General features: G+C 59.8%; 20 protein-coding genes. 10 read left to right on the top strand and 10 right to left on the bottom strand.

Annotated features, from left to right (window positions below; genetic code table 11):
* Positions 1 to 59: 59 nt before the first annotated feature.
* Positions 60 to 1,022 carry a pirin family protein gene (locus GOW40_RS16065; protein ID WP_171131388.1) on the bottom strand — a complete coding sequence of 321 codons (963 nt, stop codon included), beginning with the start codon at positions 1,020 to 1,022 and terminating at the stop codon, positions 60 to 62.
* 263 nt (positions 1,023 to 1,285) lie between these two features.
* Here GOW40_RS16065 and GOW40_RS16060 point away from each other — a divergent pair, with 263 nt between their 5' ends.
* Both GOW40_RS16060 and GOW40_RS16055 read left to right on the top strand, forming a co-directional pair.
* Positions 1,286 to 1,774 (top strand): twin-arginine translocation pathway signal, encoded by a 489-nt coding sequence (locus GOW40_RS16060; RefSeq protein ID WP_171131390.1) that lies wholly within the window; start codon positions 1,286 to 1,288, stop codon positions 1,772 to 1,774.
* A 5-nt stretch (positions 1,775 to 1,779) separates the two neighbouring features.
* Positions 1,780 to 2,370 carry a ferric reductase-like transmembrane domain-containing protein gene (locus tag GOW40_RS16055; protein ID WP_171131393.1) on the top strand — a complete coding sequence of 197 codons (591 nt, stop codon included), beginning with the start codon at positions 1,780 to 1,782 and terminating at the stop codon, positions 2,368 to 2,370.
* Here the strand turns inward: GOW40_RS16055 and argF are convergent.
* Together argF and GOW40_RS16045 are read right to left on the bottom strand one after the other, a co-directional pair.
* A complete protein-coding gene (gene argF, locus GOW40_RS16050; RefSeq protein ID WP_171136581.1) occupies positions 2,367 to 3,293 on the bottom strand; it encodes an ornithine carbamoyltransferase in 927 nt (308 codons plus the stop codon). The genes GOW40_RS16055 and argF overlap by 4 nt on opposite strands.
* 78 nt (positions 3,294 to 3,371) lie before the next feature.
* Entirely contained in the window at positions 3,372 to 4,559 is a 1,188-nt protein-coding gene (locus GOW40_RS16045; RefSeq protein WP_171131399.1) for an aspartate aminotransferase family protein, read from the bottom strand.
* A 293-nt stretch (positions 4,560 to 4,852) separates the two neighbouring features.
* Between GOW40_RS16045 and GOW40_RS16040 the strand changes: the two genes are divergently transcribed.
* Positions 4,853 to 5,746, top strand: a complete 894-nt coding sequence (locus GOW40_RS16040; RefSeq protein WP_171131401.1) for a DMT family transporter — start codon at positions 4,853 to 4,855, stop codon at positions 5,744 to 5,746.
* Here GOW40_RS16040 and GOW40_RS16035 read toward each other — a convergent pair.
* A complete protein-coding gene (locus GOW40_RS16035) occupies positions 5,728 to 6,531 on the bottom strand; it encodes an ABC transporter permease (RefSeq protein ID WP_171131403.1) in 804 nt (267 codons plus the stop codon). The genes GOW40_RS16040 and GOW40_RS16035 overlap by 19 nt on opposite strands.
* 125 nt (positions 6,532 to 6,656) lie before the next feature.
* Between GOW40_RS16035 and GOW40_RS16030 the strand changes: the two genes are divergently transcribed.
* Together GOW40_RS16030 and GOW40_RS16025 are read left to right on the top strand one after the other, a co-directional pair.
* A complete protein-coding gene (locus GOW40_RS16030; protein WP_171131405.1) occupies positions 6,657 to 7,226 on the top strand; it encodes a GcrA family cell cycle regulator in 570 nt (189 codons plus the stop codon).
* Between the two features lie 5 nt (positions 7,227 to 7,231).
* Positions 7,232 to 7,870 carry an NUDIX hydrolase gene (locus GOW40_RS16025; protein ID WP_174840335.1) on the top strand — a complete coding sequence of 213 codons (639 nt, stop codon included), beginning with the start codon at positions 7,232 to 7,234 and terminating at the stop codon, positions 7,868 to 7,870.
* Here the strand turns inward: GOW40_RS16025 and GOW40_RS16020 are convergent, their stop codons facing one another.
* Entirely contained in the window at positions 7,871 to 8,947 is a 1,077-nt protein-coding gene (locus GOW40_RS16020; RefSeq protein ID WP_171131407.1) for a DUF2235 domain-containing protein, read from the bottom strand. It abuts the gene before it with no gap.
* Positions 8,925 to 11,216: a xanthine dehydrogenase family protein molybdopterin-binding subunit gene (locus tag GOW40_RS16015; protein WP_171131409.1), complete on the bottom strand. Its 2,292-nt coding sequence runs from the start codon at positions 11,214 to 11,216 to the stop codon at positions 8,925 to 8,927. The genes GOW40_RS16020 and GOW40_RS16015 overlap by 23 nt, the downstream gene beginning before the upstream one ends.
* 178 nt (positions 11,217 to 11,394) lie before the next feature.
* On the opposite strand from GOW40_RS16015, the gene GOW40_RS16010 reads away from it, so the two are divergent.
* The 4 genes from GOW40_RS16010 (at position 11,395) to GOW40_RS15995 (ending at position 17,152) form a co-directional block, all read left to right on the top strand.
* Complete coding sequence (locus GOW40_RS16010; RefSeq protein WP_171131411.1) at positions 11,395 to 12,291, top strand: phytanoyl-CoA dioxygenase family protein; 897 nt, start codon at positions 11,395 to 11,397, stop codon at positions 12,289 to 12,291.
* A 105-nt stretch (positions 12,292 to 12,396) separates the two neighbouring features.
* Entirely contained in the window at positions 12,397 to 15,471 is a 3,075-nt protein-coding gene (locus GOW40_RS16005) for a valine--tRNA ligase (protein WP_171136580.1), read from the top strand.
* Between the two features lie 144 nt (positions 15,472 to 15,615).
* Entirely contained in the window at positions 15,616 to 16,779 is a 1,164-nt protein-coding gene (locus GOW40_RS16000) for a benzoate/H(+) symporter BenE family transporter (protein WP_254444467.1), read from the top strand.
* Between the two features lie 40 nt (positions 16,780 to 16,819).
* Positions 16,820 to 17,152, top strand: coding sequence for a DUF1992 domain-containing protein (locus tag GOW40_RS15995; RefSeq protein WP_171131422.1), 333 nt, complete (start codon positions 16,820 to 16,822; stop codon positions 17,150 to 17,152).
* Here the strand turns inward: GOW40_RS15995 and GOW40_RS15990 are convergent, their stop codons facing one another.
* Positions 17,153 to 17,935, bottom strand: coding sequence for a crotonase/enoyl-CoA hydratase family protein (locus GOW40_RS15990; RefSeq protein ID WP_171131424.1), 783 nt, complete (start codon positions 17,933 to 17,935; stop codon positions 17,153 to 17,155).
* 64 nt (positions 17,936 to 17,999) lie between these two features.
* Positions 18,000 to 19,070 (bottom strand): SMP-30/gluconolactonase/LRE family protein, encoded by a 1,071-nt coding sequence (locus tag GOW40_RS15985; protein WP_171131426.1) that lies wholly within the window; start codon positions 19,068 to 19,070, stop codon positions 18,000 to 18,002.
* A 94-nt stretch (positions 19,071 to 19,164) separates the two neighbouring features.
* Here GOW40_RS15985 and GOW40_RS15980 point away from each other — a divergent pair, with 94 nt between their 5' ends.
* Positions 19,165 to 20,274 (top strand): pyridoxal phosphate-dependent aminotransferase, encoded by a 1,110-nt coding sequence (locus GOW40_RS15980; RefSeq protein WP_171131793.1) that lies wholly within the window; start codon positions 19,165 to 19,167, stop codon positions 20,272 to 20,274.
* An 82-nt stretch (positions 20,275 to 20,356) separates the two neighbouring features.
* Here the strand turns inward: GOW40_RS15980 and GOW40_RS15975 are convergent, their stop codons facing one another.
* Both GOW40_RS15975 and GOW40_RS15970 read right to left on the bottom strand, forming a co-directional pair.
* Positions 20,357 to 21,547, bottom strand: a complete 1,191-nt coding sequence (locus GOW40_RS15975; RefSeq protein ID WP_171131428.1) for an alanine--glyoxylate aminotransferase family protein — start codon at positions 21,545 to 21,547, stop codon at positions 20,357 to 20,359.
* A gap of 50 nt (positions 21,548 to 21,597) precedes the next feature.
* A complete protein-coding gene (locus GOW40_RS15970; protein WP_171131430.1) occupies positions 21,598 to 22,230 on the bottom strand; it encodes a bifunctional 4-hydroxy-2-oxoglutarate aldolase/2-dehydro-3-deoxy-phosphogluconate aldolase in 633 nt (210 codons plus the stop codon).
* Between the last annotated feature and the right edge of the window lie 3 nt (positions 22,231 to 22,233).

Below are 22,233 nucleotides of genomic sequence, written 5' to 3'. Positions count from 1 at the left end.
CCTCACAGGATTACCGGGACATGGCACAGAGACAAGCCGCAGGCGCGATGACGTGACGTTTACCGCGCCAATCGCGGCTTTGTGCGTTCAAGTTCTGCAGAAATCGGAATGAACTCCTGATCGTCACCCGGCGGCAAATGGAAGGCCCCGTTGGCCCAATCCGCCTGTTTCCACTCCCGCGTTGCGGTTTCGATCTTTTCTTTCGAGGACGACACAAAGTTCCACCAGATATAGCGGTCTTCGTTCAACGTGGCACCGCCCAGCAGCATCAGCCGCGCCCCCAGCGGACCGGCGGTCACAGACAGCTTGTCACCGGGGCGAAACACCATCATGCGACCGGCATCAAAGCTGTCCCCTGCGACCTCGACAGAACCTTGCGTGACATAGACACCGCGATCTTCATGATCATCCGGCAGCGGAAAGGACGCGCCCGGTTCAAGCTGAACATCCAGATAGAAGGTTTCCGACAGCATGGTTACCGGGCTCGTTTCGCCATAGGCCGAGCCAAGGATCAGCCGTGCGCTGACACCGGCATCTTGAATATGCGGCAATGCCCCCTGCTTGTGATGCTCGAAATCAGGGGCCATGTCCTCATGCGCTTCGGGCAATGCGATCCATGTCTGAATACCGAAAAGCTTGTTCTGCCGCGCGCGGGTCTCGGCGCTGGTCCGCTCGGAATGCGTGACCCCGCGCCCGGCGACCATCCAATTAACCTCTCCGGGATAGATCATCTGATGCGTGCCGATGCTGTCGCGATGTTCGAACTCACCTTGATAGAGGTAGGTCACCGTGCCCAATCCGATATGCGGATGCGGACGGACATCGATACCACCTTCGGTGATGAACTCGGCAGGACCCATCTGATCAAAGAAAATAAACGGCCCAACTAGTTGGCGTTTGACGGACGGTAACGCGCGACGCACTTCGAATCCGCCCAGATCCCGGGCGCGTGGGATGATCAGTGTGTCCAAAGCCGCGTTCTGCGATTGGCAGTCCGGGCTGTGGGTGGGGTTCCAACTCATGTCTGCACTCCGATGACCTCAAGATTAACGTTCGCTTGTGCATGATATAGCGTAGATATCACCATTTCCATTCGCACAAACGCACAGAACCGGTGCACTTAGCGTTATCAACCGCCCCGGCGCTGACAGATTGGACTGCAAACAATGGCCAAAGTGTTCACGATTTTGGGCGCAGTCTCGGAATGCGCACCCATCGTGCTAAACTCTAACCAACCGCTTGGCAGGAACCGGGCGTGGGACATTATTTGAGGAAAGAACCTGGCATGACCCCTGTTTCATACTCTCGTCGTTCTTTGATGGCTGCAGGAGGCGCAGCGCTGGCTGCAGGAGCCTCGGGCCTTTTGATGCCAGTCCGCGCAAGTGGGTTGGCACCGACCCCAACAATGCGAGGTGGCGCAAACAACTATCGCCCCGGCGCGCCGATTGTGGAGCGCATCGGCGGTGGTGGATTCTGGATGACAGGAACCGTGCGGCGTGCAGGTGATGGAGCCCCCCTGCCCAATCAGCGTATCCAGATCTGGGCGCATACCACCGAAGGCCATGAGCGTGATCCGCAGAGCCACGGGGCCACGCTGACTGATGCCGACGGCGCGTTTCGGCTTGAGATGCCGCAGATTGTCCCTACCTTTGGTCAACCTCATGGCCATCTTGCCTATGACAGCGGTGAGTTCGAGACGGTGTTCCTGCGCCCTGTCATGTCCAGTGCACGCGACAAGACGCTTGCGGCGCATTTTGTGTTGCAACCCTTGTAATCTTCATGCGCTTTGTCATCTGGGCGGGTTTGATCACCGCCCTTCTGGTGCCAGTCGTCACAGCCGCCTTCAGCCCCTATCTGGCTTGGCGTGAGCCAATCTATGTCATCGCAGGTTTTGCGGGCATCCTTGGGATGTGCCTGCTCTTGCTTCAACCTTTGCTGGCCGGGCGTTGGCTGCCCGGGCTGTCACCGGTGACAAGCCGCCACTGGCACCGGTGGTGTGGTCTTGCGCTTGTGGCGATGATCCTGGTGCATGTGGGCGGGTTGTGGATCACAAGCCCGCCGGATGTGGTGGACGCCCTTTTATTTGTATCCGCCACGCCCTTTTCCGCTTGGGGCGTCATCGCGATGTGGGCCGGGTTTGCCGCCGCGCTGATGGGGATGTCGCGCCAACGTCTGTCCTTGCGGTTTCGGGTCTGGCGCTTGGGTCACGCGGCGCTGGCCTTCGTGACCATTCTGGGCAGTGTCGTCCATGCGCTGCTGATTGAAGGCACGATGGAGATCATCTCCAAGTTTGCGCTTTGCGCCCTTGTTGTACTGGCGAGCGCAGCGACGCTCGCCAAACTGCGTGTGTGGGACGTCAAACGGCGTTAGATGCCCAGGCACCAGCGCATCACCGCCTTTTGCGCATGCAGGCGGTTTTCTGCCTCATCGAAGATGACTGAGTTCGGGCCGTCCATGACCTCGGATGTTGCCTCTTCTTCGCGATGCGCGGGCAGGCAATGCATGAACAAAGCGTCAGGCTTGGCATGCGACATCAATTCAGTATTCACCTGATAGGGGCGCAGCATGTTATGGCGACGCTCTTTCGCCGATTGGGAATCATGCATCGACACCCAGGTGTCGGCCACAACCAGATCAGCCCCTTCTACGGCTTTGAACGGGTCGCGTTCGATCTGGATTGTTGAACCCTTCTGGCGCGCGAAACCCATGAACTCTTCTTCAGGATCCAGTTGAGCCGGACCGCTAAAGGTCAGATCAAAACCGAACTGACCTGCCGCGTGCAGGAATGAGGCGCAGACATTGTTGCCGTCACCGGTCCAGACCACTTTCTTTCCTTTGATCGGGCCGCGATGCTCCTCAAAGGTCAAGACATCCGCCATGATCTGGCAGGGATGGGTGCGGTCGGTCAGGCCGTTGATCACCGGTACGTCCGAATATTCGGCCATCTCGGTCAGGATCGTCTCATCAAAGGTGCGGATCATGATCATATCGACATAGCGCGACAGCACACGGGCGGTGTCGGCGATGGTTTCACCATGACCCAGTTGCATGTCCTTGCCCGAGAGCACCATTGTCTGCCCGCCCATCTGACGCACGCCCACGTCAAAAGACACGCGTGTACGGGTTGAGGGTTTTTCAAAGATCAGGGCAACCATGCGATCCTTGAGCGGCTGGTCATCATCAGGGGCCGCTTTGGGCCTGCCAAGACGCGCCTGTTTCATCGTGCTGGCCTGATCGATCATCGACCGCAATGCGCCTGCGTCGGTTTTGTGGATATCGAGGAAGTGGTTCATATCGTGTCACTTTTGGCAATGGGTGGCGGGTGGGGGCCAGCCCCCACACCCCCGCCGTATTTCAAACAAGAAGAAGGGTCAGACAGCAGCCAGCGTGCTTTCGACCTGCGCCGCGGTTTTTTCCAAACGGATCAAGGCCTGAGCGATTTCATCCTCGCTGACGTTCAGGGGAGGCAACAGGCGCACAACGTTGTCAGCGGCCAGGACGGTTATGATCTGGTTATCAAACCCCGCGCTGACCACATCCGTATTGGCCACCTTGCATTTCAGACCCAGCAACAAGCCAGCGCCCCGCACCTCTTCGAAGACGTCCGGGTGATCGGCCACCAGCCCTTCCAGTTTCTGGCGCAGCAACCCGCCCTTGCGGCGCACGCCTTCCAGAAAGGCCGGTGTCGCAACCTGCTCGATCACAGCGTTTCCCACAGCACAGCCCAAGGGATTGCCACCATAGGTCGAGCCATGGGTGCCTACCGTCATGCCCGAGGCAGCCTCTTCTGTAGCCAGTACAGCACCCAGGGGGAAACCGCCGCCAATGCCCTTGGCGGACATCATGATATCGGGTGTGACCCCGGCCCATTCATGTGCAAAGAGCTTACCGGTTCTGCCGATACCGCATTGGATCTCATCGAAAATCAGCAGCAGGCCGTTTTCGTCACAGATTTGGCGCAGGGCTTTCAATTCGGCATCGGGAACAACGCGAATGCCGCCCTCGCCCTGGATCGGTTCGATCATGATGGCCGCGGTGTTTTCCGTGATCGCGTTGGTGACGCCATCCAGATCTCCCAATGGCACTTGCACAAAGCCGGGCAGCGCAGGTCCAAAGCCTTTGCTGATTTTCTCGGACCCTGTGGCGGCCATCCCGGCCGAAGACCGACCGTGAAAGGCGCCCTCGAAAGTGATGATCTCGATCTTTTCGGGATGGCCTTTGTCGTAGAAATATTTGCGCGCCATTTTCACCGCCAATTCGCAGGACTCAGTGCCCGAATTGGTGAAAAACACGGTGTCGGCAAAGGAATGCTCGACCAGTTTGTCCGCCAGCGCCTGCTGTTGCGGAATGTGATACAGGTTCGAGACATGCCACAGCGTATGAGCCTGCTCGCTGAGTGCGGCGGCAAGCGCAGGATGGGCGTGGCCCAGCGCGTTCACCGCGATCCCGGCGCCGAAATCCAGAAAACGTCGCCCGTCTGCCTCGGTCAGCCAGGTGCCTTCGCCCTTCACAAAGGTCAGGGGCGCACGGTTATAGGTCGGCAGAACGGACGGGATCATCGGATCATCCTTTTCAGATTTCTTGAGCCTCGTGAGTGAAACACTCGGCCCATCTTCGTCAACATATTTGGTGAGGATCGTGCCGCATAATCAGCACAAAAGATCAAAAAACGCCGGTTACGCGTAAAAGCGTCGACGTCGGAGGCGCAGGATATGTGCAAGTTTGACCATGGAGCGGCGTATAAACGGGCCCAGCCTGTGCGAAAACCCCAAATCTTTCAACGGGCAAAATTTCAACCTGAGACGTGACTTTCAGGCTTGCCATTTGGCAAGCGGTGGCGCACCGGTGGCAGATGTTTGTTGCCAAGGCCCATAACCCGCCGCTTGCGGCTGTCTTGATATTTGCGGCCAGCGCATTGCTTGCCGCCACCACCCTTCTGGCCAAAGCCTTGGGGACCGATGCGTTGGGTCCTGCGATGCATCCGATGCAGATCAGCCATGGCCGATTTCTGTTTGCCTTCGTTGTGATAGCCAGCGCCGTGGGCGTGCTGCGCCCAAAACTGGTGCGCCCGCATTGGGGGCTGCATGTGGGGCGCACGAGCTTTGGCTGGCTGGGCATCACACTGATATTTGCTTCGGTCGCCTTTATCCCGATTGCCGATGCCACCGCGATTTCTTTCCTGAACCCGGTTTTCGCCATGGTCTTGGCTATCCCGCTTCTGAAGGAGCGGATTGGCCCATGGCGCTGGCTGGCCGCCGCCGTCGCCCTTGCGGGTGCACTGATCCTGTTGCGTCCAACCCCCGCCAGTTTTCAGCCCGCCGCGCTTTTGGCTCTGACCGCCGCGATGGTGATCGGGATGGAGTTGATCTTTATCAAGAAACTGTCGGGCCGCGAGCCGCCGATCCAGATCTTACTGATCAATAACTCGATGGGTCTGGTGATCGCGTCTATTGCGGTGAGCTTTGTGTTTCAGATGCCAACGCCCGCGCAATGGGTGGCGCTGGCCGCAATTGGTGTGCTTATGGCCTGCGCGCAAGCCTGTTTTGTAAACGGCATGGCCCGGGCCGATGCGTCTTTTGTAGCGCCGATCAGTTATGCGACACTGATCTTTGCCGCATTGTACGACTTTGCGGTTTTCGACGTCATCCCCGACGGCGTCAGCCTGATCGGCTCTGCCATCATCCTGACCGGTGGTCTGATCCTGGTCTGGCGCGAAGCCCGTCAGCGTCAGGCTTTGAGCCGATAGCCTGTGCGGATCATCTGCCAGGTGACGGCGCAGACCAACAAGGTCGCCAGGGTACAGACGAGAAAGCCCAGCATTGGCGCGCCGTCGGATACTCCGATCATGCCGTACCGTAGCCCGTCGATCAGATAGAAGACCGGGTTGACGTGGCTCAGGCGGTTCAGCAACGGTGGCAATGCCTCGACCGAGTAGAAGGTTCCGGACAGAAAGGCCAAAGGGGTCACTATGAAATTGGTGATCGCGGCCATCTGATCGAACTTATTGGCGAATATCCCGGCAAACAATCCCAACGCCCCCATGAAAGCACCCCCAAGCGCGACAAAGACCAGCGCAATCAGTGGATGTTGCGGCACAATGCCCAGCACAAGCGCCAGGGCGCTGGCAACCGCTAGCGCGATCAGAACGCCCCGCGCGATACCTCCGGCCAGATAGCCCAGCAGGATCTCGAGCGGTGAGAGGGGCGGCATAAGTGTATCAACGATATTGCCCTGCACCTTCGAAATCACCATCGACGACGAGGTATTGGCAAAGGCATTCTGAATCACCGTCATCATCATGATGCCCGGGGCCAGAAAGGTCAGAAACGGCACGCCCATCACGTCAGATCGGCTCGGACCGATGGCGATATTGAAGATCAGCAGGAACAATCCCGCTGTCACCAAAGGGGCCAGCAGGGTTTGCGTCCAGACCGACAGAAAACGAAGGGTCTCGCGCTGTGCCAGCGTGTAAAGGCCCATCCAATTCACCGCGCCAAAGCGGCGCGCATCCTGATCCATGAGATTTTGCATGTGCTGCCCTTACCTGATTCGAAGACCGCTTGTAACTCGGGCCGCAGTGATTAGAATAGGGCGCTGAGACGATTTCCCAAGGCGGCCCGAATCCGGGGCCGCTTTCCGCTTTTGAAAGGCAAATGATGTCCTGGACTGACGAGCGTGTAGAGCTGCTGAAAAAGATGTGGGGCGAGGGCCAGTCGGCCAGCCAGATCGCCAAAGAACTGGGTGGCGTGACCCGCAATGCGGTGATCGGCAAGGTCCACCGTCTGGGCCTGTCGAACCGCGCCACCGGCGCAAGCCCGGCCAAGGCCGAGCCGAAGGAGAAACCGGCCCCCGCGCCCAAGGCCGAGGCCAAGCCAAAGCCCGCACCCAAGACCGAACCCGCACGCCCAGTTCCTGCCCCCGAAGCGAAACCCGCAACCCCGGCCCGCCGTCAGATCATCCCGGCCGGTCAACCGCTGCCGCCGCAGCCCTCGGCCAACGAGATCAGCCCCGAGGCTTTGGCCAAGGTCAACGAGGTCGAGAAGAAGGCCAAAAAGCTGACGCTGATGGAGTTGACCGAGAAGACCTGCAAATGGCCTGTGGGTGACCCCGCGACCGAGGATTTCTGGTTCTGCGGCCTGCCGGTCGAGGCGGGCAAACCCTATTGCGAGGCGCACGTGGGTGTCGCCTTCCAACCCATGAGCTCGCGCCGCGACCGCCGTCGTTAACACCGATGCGCCAGGATCCGACTGCGATCGAGGATACCTGGCTGGCACGCGCAAAAAGGCTTTTGGCGCTGGCCGAAACCGGCCAGCATTTTACCGAGAACCCATTCGACCGGGAACGCTATGACGAAATTGCAGTCATTGCGCGTTCCATGCTGGCTGATCTGGGGCGGGTGCCGCTTGCGCATTTTGAAGGGCTGATCCCGAAGCACACTGCCGGTTATGCCACACCCAGCGTCGACATTCGTGGCGCGGTTATCCGGGACGGACACATTCTTTTGGTGCGCGAGCGCAGTGACGGGAAATGGGCCATGCCGGGCGGATTTGCCGATATTGGAAGCTCGCCCGCTGAAAACATCGAACGCGAGGTTTGGGAAGAAGCTGGCCTCAAGGTAGAGGCGCGCCAACTTTATGCCCTGCGTCATAAGGCGCGTCATCCCTATCCGGCAGATGCGCGGGATTTCTACAAACTGTTCTTTCTGTGCGATCCACAAAACAGCGGTGAACCAAAGCCTGGAACAGAAACCAGCGACGTTGCCTTCTTTGCCCCGGATGCCCTGCCCGAGCTGTCGCTTACGCGCAATATTCCAGCTGACATCCAGGCTGCTTTCTCGGCCAATACCGGCCACCCGACAACATTTGATTGATCAGTGAACTTGCTGCGAAAGCAAATCCGGCGTCTGTACCCAGCCGGGTAACTCGTCCAATGACACCGAGTCGTGCAGGCTTTCTGACCGGTCACGTCCAACCTTGCGATGTTTGCGCAGCAAAAAGATCTTTCCCCAGCCCCGCCAAGTCCCCACCGAACGGGCCGCGGCGTCGACGGGAAATCGGTCGCGCCAGCCTTCGGGCAGCGGCAGACCGTGCAGCTCGGCCTTGTCCAGCATCCAGATCAACGAGATATTGCTCAGCGGTCGGGCCTCTTCAAAGCCGTTCAGCTGGCCACCCACATCCCCATGCGTACCGCGAAACCAGACCTGTTCGATATGTCCTTTGAAGTCGGGTGTGCATTTCCATAACACGGGCTCGAACACCTCGCGGGTCTCGTCCAACGCCATTGCATGGTAACCATGACGCGTGGCGGGCCCAAGTTGGTGGTTGTGGAAAGAATGACGCTCTTCGGCCCAGCGCCACAATAACGGCAAGCGTAGCCCCAGAGCCTTGACGGTGTCCCAGACCCCGACCATTTCGATCGCCACGTCCTCATGACAAAACGCCTGACTGAAGGCTGCCGCAGCCTTGCCATGCGAATTGCATTCATAGTGGCGGTAGGCCTGCTTGATATTGCGAACCGTGGCGTGCTCGGCCTTGAGCAGGCCGATCTCATCTATGACACCCGCCAGGCTGCGGACGCCATAGGCGCCACGCGAGTAGCCAATGAAAAAGATCTTGTCGCCGGGTTTGTAGCGCGATGCCAGATACCCGTAAGCCCGCCGGATCTGACGGTTGATACCCCGCCCCATCATCACGTCGAGAGAGGATTTCCAGCTTTCCCACTGCACACCGGATTCGTAGAAGACCGAAACCTTGCTGCCCATCTCGCTACACAACCGCAGGGTTTGGCCTGCATGGGTCTCATAGCCAGGCTCCAGCGTGGACATGGTGCCGTCCAGAATGATCACGTGGCTGATTGGTTCGCGGTGGCGCGTTTCTGCTGAATGCTCGGACCGCAGAGGCCGTCCGAGCCATCCCAGAACCTTTCTACTCAGCCGCGACAGAACCATGCGTCAGCAATTCCCATACTCGATGAGGTGTGAAAGGCATGTCAGCCTGCCGCACCCCGTAATCCCAGAGCGCATCCTGAACCGCATTCGCAACCGCAGCCAGTGCGCCCACGGTGCCTGCCTCGCCACAGCCTTTCATCCCCATCGGGTTGGCGGTTGACGGTACCGGCGCCGAGGTAAACTCAATCATGGGTATGTCTGCCGCGCGGGGCAAGGCGTAATCCATGAACGAAGCCGTGAGTAGTTGCCCGCTTTCGTCATGCACAACATGCTCGGTCAAGGCCTGACCGATACCCTGCACCACCCCGCCATGCACTTGACCTTCGGCCAACATCGGGTTGATCAAATTACCAAAATCATCGACCACCACATAGCGATCGACCCAGGTTTCGCCGGTGTAAGAATCTATCACGATTTCGGCAACATGCGCGCCATTTGGAAAGCTGCGCGCCTCAAGCGTCGCGCGTGCCTGATGCTGCAACAGGTCGTCGCGCCCATCGGCACGGGCCATCTCGGCCACCTCGATCAGAGTGGGCGTCAGGTTCGAGCCCGGCGCGCGGAATGTCTCATGATCAAAGCTGATATCCTCCTCTGCGACACCGATCTTGTCCGCCAGATATGCCAGGAATGCCGATACCATTCGGTCAACAGTCACCAGTGTTGCGTTGCTTTGTGTCGTCACTGAGCGTGACCCGCCGGTGCCACCCCCTTGCGCCATGAGATCAGAATCACCCTGTAAAACGCGGATCCGGTCCGCGGGGATGCCCGTCTGATCCGACAGGAAATGGGTATAGACCGTCTCATGCCCCTGCCCGTTTGACTGGGTGCCGACGTAAAGTTTCACGGTCCCATCCTCGCAAAATTCGACCTTTGCGCCTTCGGAAGGGTCACCCAGAATGCTTTCGATATAGTAACACAGGCCCTGCCCACGGATCAGACCGCGTTCCGCATCCGCAGCCTTGCGGTCGGCAAACCCTTCGACCTGCGCACCTGCGCGCGCCAGCACCATGTCGAAATCGCCCACGTCATAGGTCTCACCTGTGGCCGAGACGTAAGGGAAATTGCCAGGCCGGATGAAGTTCTTGCGCCGCAGCTCCCACGGATCAACGCCCAGCTCACGCGCCGCGCGGTCCATGACACGCTCCAGCACATAGATCGCTTCGGGACGGCCGGCACCGCGATAGGCATCAACCTGGGTGGTGTTGGTAAAGAAGCCCTCGACCCGCAAATAGGTGGTCTGCACGTCATAAACGCCCATCAACACCTTGCTGAACAACGAGGTTTGGATGGCCTGCGCAAAATGGCTGTTATATGCGCCAAGATTGATCTTGCTGTGGACCCGATAGGCCGTGATCTTGTGATCAGCGTCAAAGGCCAGCTCGGCCAACGAGGTCAAATCACGCCCGTGATGGTCCGACACCATCGCCTCGGATCGGTCCGACATCCAATGCACCGCTTGGCCCAGCTTGATCGCCGCAGCGGCGACTGAGAAATATTCGGGATAGGGCATCGCCTTCATCCCGAACCCACCGCCAACGTCACCTGTGGTCACGCGGATGGCTTCAGCATCCAGTTTCAGTTTCTGAACCAGCTGCGCTTTCATCCCCCAGACGCCCTGACCGCCATAGGAAAAGTGCAACCGGCCATTGACCCAATTGGCCTGGCACCCGCGCGGTTCGATTGAGCTGGCGATGACCCGGTTGTCAGCCACATCAAGCGCGACAGTATGCGCCGCCGCGTCGAACGCGGCCTGCGTGGCTTCGGCATCACCCAGATCCCAGTCAAAGGCGCGGTTATCCGGCGCCTCTGGGTGCAAGGTCACGCCGCCCGATTCCACATCCAATTTGACCGGCAAGTCATTGGTTTCCAATTCGATAAGCTCGACGGCATCACGGGCCTGCGTAAGCGTTTCGGCGATGATAACCGCCACGGGCTCACCCACGAAACGCACACGATCCTTGGCCAGCATATGACGCTCGGGCGCGGCAGCTTTGGTACCATCCCGGTTGGGAACCGTGGCCGCGTTCATCACTGTGTCGACACCAGCAGCGGCCAGATCCTCCAACGTCATCACCAATCGTACGCCTTCGGCCTGGCGAGCCGCCTCAAGGTCCAACGCGGCAATCTCGGCATGCGCCACAGGGCTACGCAGAAAGGCAGCGTAGAGAGCGCCTTCGGGCACGATATCATCCATGTAGCTGCCTGCCCCGGTCAGAAACCGTTGATCTTCGACCCGGATAACGGGTTGGCTTTTGCCGAACTTTTCCATTGGGGAATCCTTAGCCTTCTTTCTGCATGTGCAGCCTAGCTTGGCGGTTGCTCATGTCCAGTGGCCGCAGAAAATCCATTGCGGTGGTCTGAATACGACATTGATGTCTCGAATGCGCGTAGCGCGATGGCTTGCGCCGGTTCTACGCTCCTCAATACCCTAGCCTGCGGAGGTTCACATGCCCACATCTGTTTCCTTGTCGAACGGGCGTCTTGATGCACAGACGGTCGAGTCTTACTGGCAAGACGGATATGCTTTCCCGATCACTGTGTTTGACACTGTTGAAGCTGGCCAGCTCCGGTCTGAGTTGGAAACGCTTGAGGCCAACTGGCGCACAGCGGACCTGCCCCTGCCGTTGAACATGTATAAACGCGTCAACGCGCATGTGGTGATACCTCTGGCCGCAGGTATCGCGCTGGACCCGCGTATTTTGGATGTCGTCGAAGGGATTTTGGGGCCAGATCTTTTGCTATGGTCGGCTGAGTTTTTCATCAAGGAACCCAAGACCAAGCAGATTGTAGGCATGCACCAGGACCTGACTTATTGGGGGATGGGCGAAACCCCCGATCAGGTCACTGCCTGGGTTGCGCTGTCGCCCGCAACGGTCGAGAGCGGGTGCATGGATTTCGTGGCGGGCAGCCACAAAAACCCGATCCTGCCGCATAACGATACCTTCTCGGACACCAACCTTTTGTCGCGCGGGCAGGAAGTGGCCGTTGACGTCGCCGAAGACGACAAGACCCATATCGAGTTGCGGCCTGGCCAGATGTCTTTGCATCATGGGCTGACGATCCACGGCTCGGGCCCCAATACCTCGGATGACCGACGCATTGGCCTGGCGATCCGCTATCTCAACCCGAATGCACAGCAAAAGGTTGCGGATCGTGACTATGCTATTCTGGCGCGAGGCGAGGACCGCAAAAGCAATTTCATCCACATTCCGGCACCAGCTGAACCCTTCACCCCAGACGCTCTGGACCTGCATGCACGCATCCGCGCGGATCAGTCCAAAGCGTTGGCTCAAGGGGCCAGCGAACAGCTCCATCTTTATTCGGCGTCTGCGCCACGCGCCTAGCAAGGCAGGTATCTGAACGCTGCAGGCGGCGCAGGGCCTTTCCCTTCCCGCCTCCATTCGCTATTGCAGGCGCTGACCCAAGATTGATGACGCAGGACGCACCCCATGGCGATGGAAAAGACATTCAACGCGGCCGAGGCCGAGGCCCGCATCTATGAGGCCTGGGAACAGGCCGGCGCCTTCAAAGCAGGCGCAAACAAATCGCGCGACGAAAGCTTCACCATCATGATCCCGCCCCCCAACGTGACGGGCGCGCTGCATGTGGGCCATGCGTTCAACAACACCCTGCAGGACATCCTGATCCGCTGGCACCGTATGCGTGGGTTCGACACGCTGTGGCAGCCCGGGCAAGACCACGCAGGCATCGCCACGCAGATGCAGGTGGAGAAGATGCTGATGCTGACCCAGCAACCCGGTCGACGCGAGTTGGGCCGCGAGAAATTCCTGGAAAAAGTCTGGGAATGGAAAGGCGAATATGGCGGGACGATTGTTGAGCAGCTGAAACGTCTCGGCTCCTCCTGCGACTGGTCGCGCAACGCGTTTACCATGGCCGGTGCGGCGGGTGATCCGCGCACGGGACACGAGAACTCGGCCAATTTCCACGATGCGGTCATCAAGGTCTTCGTCGATATGTACGAAAAGGGCCTGATCTATCGCGGCAAACGTCTGGTAAACTGGGACCCGCATTTCGAAACCGCGATCTCGGATCTTGAGGTCGAAAACATCGAAACGCCCGGGCATATGTGGCACTTCAAATACCCATTGGCTGGGGGCGAGACATACACCTATGTTGAAAGAGACGAAGACGGGACTATCGTGCTTGAGGAAGAGCGCGACTATATCTCGATCGCAACCACGCGCCCGGAAACCATGCTCGGCGACGGCGCGGTTGCGGTTGATCCATCAGATGAGCGTTACGCGCCAATCGTCGGTAAACTCTGCGAAATCCCCGTTGGACCGAAAGAGCATCGCCGCCAGATCCCGATCATCACCGATGAGTACCCCGATCCCGATTTCGGCTCGGGCGCAGTGAAGATCACCGGCGCTCATGACTTCAACGACAACATGGTGGCCAAGCGCGGCGGTATCCCGATGTACCGCCTGATGGACACCAAAGGCGCGATGCGGGCCGATGGCGCGCCCTATGCCGAAGCCGCAGGATTGGCGCAGGAATATGCGCATGGTCGCGACTTCACCGAGAACGAAATCGACGCGATCAACCTCGTGCCCGACCACTTGCGCGGCCTCGACCGGTTCGAGGCGCGCACAAAGGTGGTAGAAGAGATCACGGCTGACGGCCTGGCCGTAATGACCCGCGCCGATGATCCGCGTCTGGGCAACAAGCTGGGCGAGGATGACGACCCGGCGGCGCTGGTGCCGCTTGTCGAAAGCAAACCGATCATGCAGCCCTTCGGCGACCGCTCCAAGGTCGTCATCGAGCCCATGTTCACCGACCAGTGGTTTGTCGACGCCGAAAAAGTCGTCGGCCCCGCGCTGGATGCGGTCAAGGACGGAACCGTCAAGATCATCCCCGAGTCAGGCGAGAAGACCTATTATCATTGGCTGGAAAACATCGAACCCTGGTGCATCTCGCGCCAGCTGTGGTGGGGGCATCAGATTCCGGTTTGGTATGGGCCAAGTTTGCGAACTGAAAATGGGAAAGCGAAAGACGAACTCGCATTCTTCTGCGCGGCGAACGAAGAAGAACTCTTCGACAAGCTTGCTGAGTACTATGGCAAAGTTGGTATCGTTTCAGTTGGATCGCGCTCTGAAGCCGATGAAATGATCACCAACTTCCGGTTCGCTGTAGAGTCAGGAATTGCCGATCAAATTGGTGAGGGTTTGCTGGTACCGATTTGGCGCGACCCTGATGTCCTCGACACATGGTTCTCGTCTGGCCTCTGGCCCATCGGCACGCTGGGCTGGCCCGAGCAGACCGAAGAGCTAAAGCGCTACTTCCCCACGGATGTTCTGGTCACCGGCTTTGACATCCTGTTCTTCTGGGTTGCCCGGATGATGATGATGCAGCTGGCCGTGGTGAACCAGATCCCGTTCCACACTGTCTACCTGCACCAGCTCGTCCGCGACGAGAAGGGCAAGAAGATGTCCAAAACAACCGGCAACGTTATCGACCCGCTGGAGATCGTGGACGAATTCGGCGCCGACGCGCTGCGCTTCACCAACGCCTCAATGGCGGCGATCGGCGGCGTGCTGAAACTCAGCAAGGAACGCATCACCGGCTACCGCAACTTTGGCACCAAGCTGTGGAATGCCGTTCGCTTTGCCGAGATGAACGAGGTCTTCACCGACGCTGTTCCACAACTGGACGTGGGTGACCTGAAGCCCAAAGCCGCCGTCAACCGCTGGATCATCGGCGAAACCGCCCGCGTGCGGGAAGAGGTCGATGCGGCGCTGGAAAGCTATCGCTTCAACGACGCGGCCAATGGGCTCTATGCCTTTGTCTGGGGCAAGGTCTGCGACTGGTATTTGGAGCTGTCCAAACCGCTGCTGCAAGGCGACGACGCCGAGGCACAGGCCGAAACCCGCGCCACCATGCGCTGGGTTCTGGATCAGTGCATGGTCTTGCTGCATCCGATCATGCCCTTCATCACCGAGGAACTCTGGGGCCTGACCGGCACCCGCGCGAAAATGGTCGTCCACGCTGATTGGCCGACCTATGGTGCTGAACTGGTTGATTCCGATGCGGATCGTGAGATGAACTGGGTGATCTCGGTCATCGAAAACACCCGCTCGGCCCGTGCACAGATGCGTGTTCCCGCGGGCCTCTACGTGCCGATGCTGGTGACCGAGATCGACGCTCACGGCCAGGCCGCCTGGGACCGCAACGAGGCGCTGATCAAACGTCTGGCGCGTATCGACAGCTTGACCAAGGCCGAGGAACTGCCCAAAGGCACGATCTCGATCGCTGCCCCCGGCGCAAGCTTTGGCCTGCCACTGGCCGACATTATCGACATCGGCGCCGAAAAGGAACGGCTTGAGAAAGCCAAGGGCAAACTGGCCAAGGAACTGGGCGGTCTGCGCGGCCGCCTGGACAACCCCAAATTCGTGGCCTCGGCCCCGGAAGAGGTGGTGGCAGAGGCCAAAGCCAACCTTGCCGCCCGCGAGGAAGAAGAGGCGAAACTGAACGAAGCGCTCGCGCGACTGGCCGAAATCGCCTGATCTTCTTCTCGTTCCAAATACGGAAAATCCCAACCTCACCGCCCATGCAAGCGGTGAGGTTTTTCTTTGCCATCAATGCTTTCCCCTTGTTCGCGCCGTCCTGCTCTTGTTAGCACTGCGACCAAGCAATCCTGAAAGGCTCAGATGGCGCGATCCCTTCCTCCGATGCAAACCGTCTCAACCGGCCTTGTCGTGGCCATTGTCGGTTTCTTCAGCTCTTTCCCGATTGTCTTGCAAGGCCTGAGCGCCATGGGCGCCTCCCCTGCGCAGGCGGCGTCTGGTCTGATGAGCGCAGCGATTGCCATGGGGCTTGCGGCGATTGCCCTTAGCCTGTTCTACAAACTGCCCATCAGCGTCGCGTGGTCGACCCCGGGTGCGGCCCTTCTGGCCGTGTCCGCCGCACCGGCCCAGGGGTATTCGGCAGCGATCGGAGCCTTCCTGTGCGCCGGTGCGCTGACCGTTCTGGCGGGGTTGTGGAAACCGCTGGGGCGACTGGCAGCCGCAATCCCCACATCGCTGGCGCAAGCGATGCTGGCGGGGGTGCTCTTGCCGCTCTGTCTGGTGCCCTTCAAAGCAGCGGTTGAAATCCCGTGGCAAGCGCTGCCAGTAATCCTAACCTGGTTCATAGCAGGCCGGTTCAACCGGCTTTTTGCCGTACCCGCCGCCGTGGTCGCAGCGGCCGTCATCGTGTCTTTGAATGCAGACAGCGCGCAGCTTCTACCCGACCGAATGATCACGACACCAATCTGGACTGTGCCCAGCTTTTCGGTTGCCTCGGCCATCGGAATAGGCGTGCCGCTCTTTATTGTCACGATGGCGACACAGAACATTCCCGGTGTGGCGGTGATGCGCAGCTTTGGGTTCAACCCTGTTGCGGGCCGCTTGTTTTCTTCTGTCGGTGCTGCCAGCATGCTGTCGGCTCCGTTTGGGGCGCCTGCCACCTGTCTGGCAGCAATCACTGCGGCTATGTGTTCGAACGAGGACAGCCACCCCGACCCGGCGCAACGTTATTGGTCTGCGGTCATGGCAGGCGTGTTCTATTGCCTGTTCGGCGTCTTTGCCGTGGCAATCACCAGCTTCGCCGCCCATGCCGACCCACTGCTGATGGGAACATTGGCCGGTGTTGCGCTGATCGGCGTGCTGGCCAATGCCATTCACGCCGCACTGGACGTACCAACCGAGCGAGAAGCGGCCATTCTCACGCTCGCCATTACCGCCTCGGGCATCACTGTCTTTGGGCTGGGGGCCGCCGTTTGGGGTTTGCTGGCCGGTGGCATTGCATATCTTGTGACGCACAGGATGCGGTGAACCCCTTTAGTGCGGCCTCTGTCAGTGCTATGGTCTGAACATGTTCGGAGCACTTGGAAAACTGGTCGAACGCCAGATCAAAAAGGCCGAAGCCGAGGGCCAGTTACAGGGTCTTGAAGGCGAAGGCGCGCCGCTGCCGGACCGGTCTGCCGAGGCGCAAAGCGATCCCGCTATTGCGGCGGGCCACAGGATAATGGCGCAAGCCGGTGTGCTGCCAGAAGAGTTTGATATCAAGAAGAAACTGGATGAGGCGCGCAAGTCCTATGCTGCTCTGACTGATGCTCAGGACCGGAAAGCAGCTATGGCAGAGATCGCAGACCTCGAGATGCGATACAACATGGCCCGCGACGCCCGTCGGGCCTTTCTGCGGTGATCATTTGAACTCGGGCTTTCTGCCCTGCATCTGTGCCATGACAACCTCCATCTGATCGGGCTTGCCGATCAAGTCCACCTGTTCCGAAGACTCGGCCAGCAGCACTTCGGACCGCGGGGCCTGTTCAGCCAGATCTATCAGGCGTTTTGCCGCGCGAATGGCAGACGGGCTTTGACCTGCGATATCCTCGGCCAGCGCCAGCGCTTCGGTCACGGGATCATCGGACAGTTTGGTCACGAGCCCCCACTCTGCAGCCTGCGGAGCGCCGATCGGGCGCGCGGTGTAGGTCAACAGGCGCAGCACGTCCGAACGGACAAGCTGAGGCAGCAAGACCATGCCGCCCATGTCCGGGATGATCCCCCATTTCATCTCCATCACCGCAAGTTTGGTATCGGGATGGGCAATGCGGATATCCGCCCCCAGCGCGATCTGAAGACCGCCACCATAAGCTACGCCTTGCAAGGCGCAGATCACCGGAACCGGGACACGCCGCCAGATCAGGGCAAGCTCTTGCATTTCATTGGCGTCGTCGTGGCTGCGGGTCATCAGCCATTCGGTTGGATCTGTCTGCGCCAACGCGGCAAAGCTGGCCATGTCGAGGCCCGCGCAAAAGCTCTTGCCCTCGCCCGACAGAACCACGGCCCGCGCGTCGGACGCTGCGACCTCTTGCCCGGCAGACAGGATGGCCTTGACCATCGCGTCATCAAGCGCGTTCATTTTGTCACCGCGAGTCAGCGTGACATGAGCGATGTGATTTTTGTATTCGACGGATACACGCGCCATTCGGGCCTCCCACTGCAATTGATGCGGATCATGCCAGCCCGGGCCGGGCAGTTCCACTACGACGTCAGGGCATATCCGCCACGGGCATGCGCCCGAACCACGGGGAATCGAGCGTCATAACAAAAAGCTGGTCCCCGATCACCTGACCGCTGGTGGTGATCCCAAGCTGCCCCTCCGGGTCCTGCAACGTGCGCAGAATGGTTCCGTCACCGTCAAACTGAACCAACATGCCGCGATGGATTGGCCCCGGTCGCACCATGGGGCCCAAACGCCAGAGCACTTTGCGCAGGAACGGATAGGGCATCAACACTTCCGACGGGACGCGCGGGCTGGCAAACGCCATCCAATAGGTGCCGTCGCCTTGGGCTTTGATATTGTCGGGATAGCCGGGAAGATTGTTCAATAGCACCTCTCGCGTGCCGGCCTTCGGACCGCTGAGCCACAGCTTATGCACCTTGGCCCGGCCCGTTTCGGCAATCAGCAGGAAGTCTTCGTCCGGCGACAGAGCTACTCCGTTGGTATAGACGAAGCCCTCGGCAATTTTCTCGACCTCACCATCAGGAGAATAGCGCGCGACATATCCGGTTGGGGACTGCTCCCAAATGGTCAAAACAGACGTGGATTTTGTTCCACCCATGGTTTGCGGATTGAACCTGTCTGACGAGTTCGAAAAGTAAACCGTGCCATCCTGCGCCACGTCCAGATTGTTGGCATAGATCACCGGGGCTCCGTCGATTTCGGACACAAGGGTTTCCAAAGTCCCCGGCCCCGTCCAGCGCATCAGCCCGCGATAGCTGTCAGCGATGTAAAGCGCGCCATCGGGCCCTGCGCGCAGCCCCAAGGGCCGTCCGCCCAGATCCTCAACCTCAACTGGGTCCGCGCCGTCGATAAGGTAAAGCTTCCCCGACAGGCTGGTCGTATAGATCGCACCATCCGGCAACACTGCCAGGTCTTCGGGCCCGATCTCACCATCGGGCAATTGGATCAACTGGACCTTGTCCAACGCTGCGTTTTCGGCGAAATCGCCGGTAAAGCCCTGATCTTCGGGGAAAGAATACGCCACCGGGTCAACGGGAACTGGCCAGAACAGAAGATAGACAAAGCCGATCAAGACCAACCCGAGCAGATACCGCATGACACCTCACAACCCCTGTTTCCGGGCAGTCTGCGAGGGAATGCGCTATGGTGCAACACTTGCCCGCACCGCATCCTTGCGATTATCTGCGCCCATGACTGATCCGCGCTATACCCCGCTTGCACAATCCCTACCCGCAACCGTGCCTTTTGTGGGCCCCGAAACCCAGGAGCGGCAACGCGGCGCGCCTTTCTTAGCACGGATTGGTGCAAATGAGAGCGTCTTTGGCCCCTCGTCCCGTGCCATTGCGGCGATGCAAGAAGCTGCAAGTGAGATCTGGATGTATGGGGATCCAGAAAACTTCGAGCTGCGCCATGCGTTAGCGACCCATCACGGAGTGGCGCCAGAAAATATCGTTGTGGGCGAAGGCATTGATGGGCTGTTGGGCTATCTCGCACGGTTGCTTGTGGGTCCGGGCGACGCAGTGGTGACTTCGGACGGCGCTTATCCCACCTTCAATTATCATGTGGCCGGGTTCGGTGGGGTATTGCACAAGGTTCCTTATACCGAAGATCACGAAGACCCGGCGGCCTTGTTCGCCAAAGCGGCAGAGGTGGATGCCAAGCTGGTCTATCTGGCCAACCCGGACAATCCGATGGGCACCTGGCAGTCCGGGGCGGATATTGTGGCGGCGCTGGATGGGTTACCCGACGGTTGCCTGCTGGTTCTGGACGAGGCTTATGTGGAATGCGCACCCGAAGGTACGGCTGCACCGGTGACCGCAGATGACCCGCGCGTAATCCGGATGCGAACCTTTTCCAAAGTCTATGGCATGGCGGGTGCGCGCGTGGGCTATGCCATCGGAGCGCCAGGTTTGATTTCGTCGTTCAACAAAGTGCGCAATCACTTTGGGATGAACCGGGCCGCGCAAGCGGGCGCGCTGGCCGCGTTGCACGATGTTAGCTGGCTGGCGCAGGTTCAGAGGCAGATTTCAGAGGCGCGAGAGCGTATCGGACAGATCGCGCGCGCCAACGGTTTGACGCCTTTGCCCTCGGCCACGAATTTTGTGGCCATCGATTGCGGGCGGGATGGGGCGTTTGCCAAGGCAGTGCTTGAGGCTCTGATCGATCAGGGCATCTTTGTGCGGATGCCGTTTGTGGCTCCGCAGAACCGATGCATCCGGGTGAGCTGTGGCGGCGCAGAGGAAATGGCGGCGTTTGAGGCGGCTTTGCCCAAGGCATTGGCCAAGGCCCGAGGACGGTAGAGGGGGGCTGTCTGCCCCCCATCGCGCTGTCGCGCGATTCCCCCCGAAGGTATTTCTAAACAGAAGAAGAGGTGGCGTGGCGTCAGGCGGCCAATGTAGCGGCGGCGGCCTCGAGCGAGCCTGAGCCTCGCGGGATATCCAGCGCAGCCATGGCGGTTTCGACGCTGCCCAACAGAGCCATGATCATCTGCGCATTCACATGGCCCATATGGCCGAGGCGGAAACAACCTTCCCAATCTTCCATCCCCAATCCGATACCCAGCGTCAAGCCAAGTTGGTTTTCGGTGTAGTTACGCAGCGGGGTACCGCGACCCTCGGTCAGGCGCAGCGCGGTGACCGCATGACTGCGATAAGCGGGATCGGTGACATTAAGGTGAAAAGCCCCGCCTTGGGCCCAAACCTCACACGCAGCCCAGATGGCTTGGGCCAAACGTTGGTGGCGAGCCCAGACCGTCTCAATCCCTTCGGCATGGATCAGGTCCAGTGCAGCGCGCAGGCCGTAGAGGTGATGGGTGGGCGCGGTGCCGTTGAAGTACTGGTAGAACAATTCGGGGTTGGCGCGGGGCTCCCAATCCCAGTATCGCGAGACCCTTGGCATTGCGGCGCGTTTGGCCTGAGCTTTGTCATTGAAAAACACAAAACCGGTGCCCGCCGGGGTCATCAGCCCCTTTTGGCAGGCGGTGACGGCGACATCCACGCCCCAGGCGTCCATTTCGAAGCGGTCGCAGCCCATAGAGGCAATGCAATCGGCCATCAGCAAGGCAGGGTGATCCAGATCATCCAACAGGGCGCGCAAGGCGGGGATGTCGTTGCGGATAGAGGTAGAGGTATCGACATGAACCGCAAGCACGGCCTTGATATCATGTGCTGCGTCGGCGCGCAGCGTCTCGGCAATACGGCCCAGATCCCAAGCAGAGGAGGCACCAAAATCGATCAGCTCGGCCTTGGCGCCAAGCCCTTCGGCCATTTCGGCCCAGCCATGGGTGAACCGACCCGAGGCTGGTGCCAGCACCGTTTCGCCCGGGGCGATCACGTTGGACAGGGCAGCTTCCCACGTGCCGTGGCCGTTTGAGATGTAGATGGCGACGTTATGGTCGGTACGAGCCACCCGGCACAGATCGCGGGTCAGCGCCGGCATCATCTCGATCAGCGCGCCATCATAGATATTGGGCGACGGGCGGTGCATGGCTTGCAACACCGCGTCAGGCATCACCGAAGGGCCGGGAATGGCCAGATACTCGCGCCCCTGCGCGAGGGAGAGCTGGTTTGTCATGAGGGTAACCTGTTTGAATCGGGCCTACCCTAGCGTCTTGCCCTGTGGCGTCAATCCATCAGCTTGGCGGCATCACGCGCAAGGGATTCGATCCCCGACCAGTCGCCGTCCTGTACCATCTGTTTGGGGGCGACCCAGCTGCCGCCCGCGCAGATCACGTTAGACAAAGAAAGGTAGTTTTTCGCGTTTGACGGCGACACGCCACCGGTGGGGCAAAAGGTGATCTGCGGCAGCGGTGCGCCGATTGCCTCCAAGGCAGGCGCACCGCCAGAGGCTTCGGCAGGGAAGAATTTCAGCATGTCATAGCCTTTTTCCAAAAGGGACATCGCTTCGCTGGCGGTGGCAGCGCCCGGAAGGAGGGGCAAGCCTTCGGCCTCGCAGGCTGCGATCAGCGCGTCCGTCGCACCAGGTGAGACACCGAATTGAGCACCGGCCTCTTTGGCGGCGCGTACGTCTTCGGGTGTGACCAGCGTGCCTGCGCCGACGACCCCGCCCGGGACGTCGGCCATGGCGCGAATGGCGTCCAGCGCAGCGGGGGTACGCAAGGTCACCTCGAGCGCGGGCAGCCCGCCTGCGACCAAGGCTTCGGCCAAGGGACGTGCCTGGGCAGCGTCTTCGACCACCAAAACAGGTACGATCGGGGCCAGCGCGCAGATTTCGCGGGTGCGTTGGGTTTTGGACATGGG

The organism is Ruegeria sp. HKCCA6707, from assembly GCF_013033515.1.
Lineage (GTDB): Bacteria > Pseudomonadota > Alphaproteobacteria > Rhodobacterales > Rhodobacteraceae > Ruegeria.
The sequence above is the reverse complement of the archived record's forward strand: the minus strand, read 5'-3'. Positions and strand labels throughout refer to the sequence as shown.

Bases quoted from the DNA above. Each gene is read 5' to 3' on its own strand.
- GOW40_RS16065 (WP_171131388.1), bottom strand. From the start codon at position 1,022: ATGAGTTGGAACCCCACCCACAGCCCGGACTGCCAATCGCAGAACGCG.
- GOW40_RS16060 (WP_171131390.1), top strand. From the start codon at position 1,286: ATGACCCCTGTTTCATACTCTCGTCGTTCTTTGATGGCTGCAGGAGGC.
- GOW40_RS16055 (WP_171131393.1), top strand. From the start codon at position 1,780: ATGCGCTTTGTCATCTGGGCGGGTTTGATCACCGCCCTTCTGGTGCCA.
- argF (WP_171136581.1), bottom strand. From the start codon at position 3,293: ATGAACCACTTCCTCGATATCCACAAAACCGACGCAGGCGCATTGCGG.
- GOW40_RS16045 (WP_171131399.1), bottom strand. From the start codon at position 4,559: ATGATCCCGTCCGTTCTGCCGACCTATAACCGTGCGCCCCTGACCTTT.
- GOW40_RS16040 (WP_171131401.1), top strand. From the start codon at position 4,853: ATGTTTGTTGCCAAGGCCCATAACCCGCCGCTTGCGGCTGTCTTGATA.
- GOW40_RS16035 (WP_171131403.1), bottom strand. From the start codon at position 6,531: ATGCAAAATCTCATGGATCAGGATGCGCGCCGCTTTGGCGCGGTGAAT.
- GOW40_RS16030 (WP_171131405.1), top strand. From the start codon at position 6,657: ATGTCCTGGACTGACGAGCGTGTAGAGCTGCTGAAAAAGATGTGGGGC.
- GOW40_RS16025 (WP_174840335.1), top strand. From the start codon at position 7,232: ATGCGCCAGGATCCGACTGCGATCGAGGATACCTGGCTGGCACGCGCA.
- GOW40_RS16020 (WP_171131407.1), bottom strand. From the start codon at position 8,947: ATGGTTCTGTCGCGGCTGAGTAGAAAGGTTCTGGGATGGCTCGGACGG.
- GOW40_RS16015 (WP_171131409.1), bottom strand. From the start codon at position 11,216: ATGGAAAAGTTCGGCAAAAGCCAACCCGTTATCCGGGTCGAAGATCAA.
- GOW40_RS16010 (WP_171131411.1), top strand. From the start codon at position 11,395: ATGCCCACATCTGTTTCCTTGTCGAACGGGCGTCTTGATGCACAGACG.
- GOW40_RS16005 (WP_171136580.1), top strand. From the start codon at position 12,397: ATGGCGATGGAAAAGACATTCAACGCGGCCGAGGCCGAGGCCCGCATC.
- GOW40_RS16000 (WP_254444467.1), top strand. From the start codon at position 15,616: ATGGCGCGATCCCTTCCTCCGATGCAAACCGTCTCAACCGGCCTTGTC.
- GOW40_RS15995 (WP_171131422.1), top strand. From the start codon at position 16,820: ATGTTCGGAGCACTTGGAAAACTGGTCGAACGCCAGATCAAAAAGGCC.
- GOW40_RS15990 (WP_171131424.1), bottom strand. From the start codon at position 17,935: ATGGCGCGTGTATCCGTCGAATACAAAAATCACATCGCTCATGTCACG.
- GOW40_RS15985 (WP_171131426.1), bottom strand. From the start codon at position 19,070: ATGCGGTATCTGCTCGGGTTGGTCTTGATCGGCTTTGTCTATCTTCTG.
- GOW40_RS15980 (WP_171131793.1), top strand. From the start codon at position 19,165: ATGACTGATCCGCGCTATACCCCGCTTGCACAATCCCTACCCGCAACC.
- GOW40_RS15975 (WP_171131428.1), bottom strand. From the start codon at position 21,547: ATGACAAACCAGCTCTCCCTCGCGCAGGGGCGCGAGTATCTGGCCATT.
- GOW40_RS15970 (WP_171131430.1), bottom strand. From the start codon at position 22,230: ATGTCCAAAACCCAACGCACCCGCGAAATCTGCGCGCTGGCCCCGATC.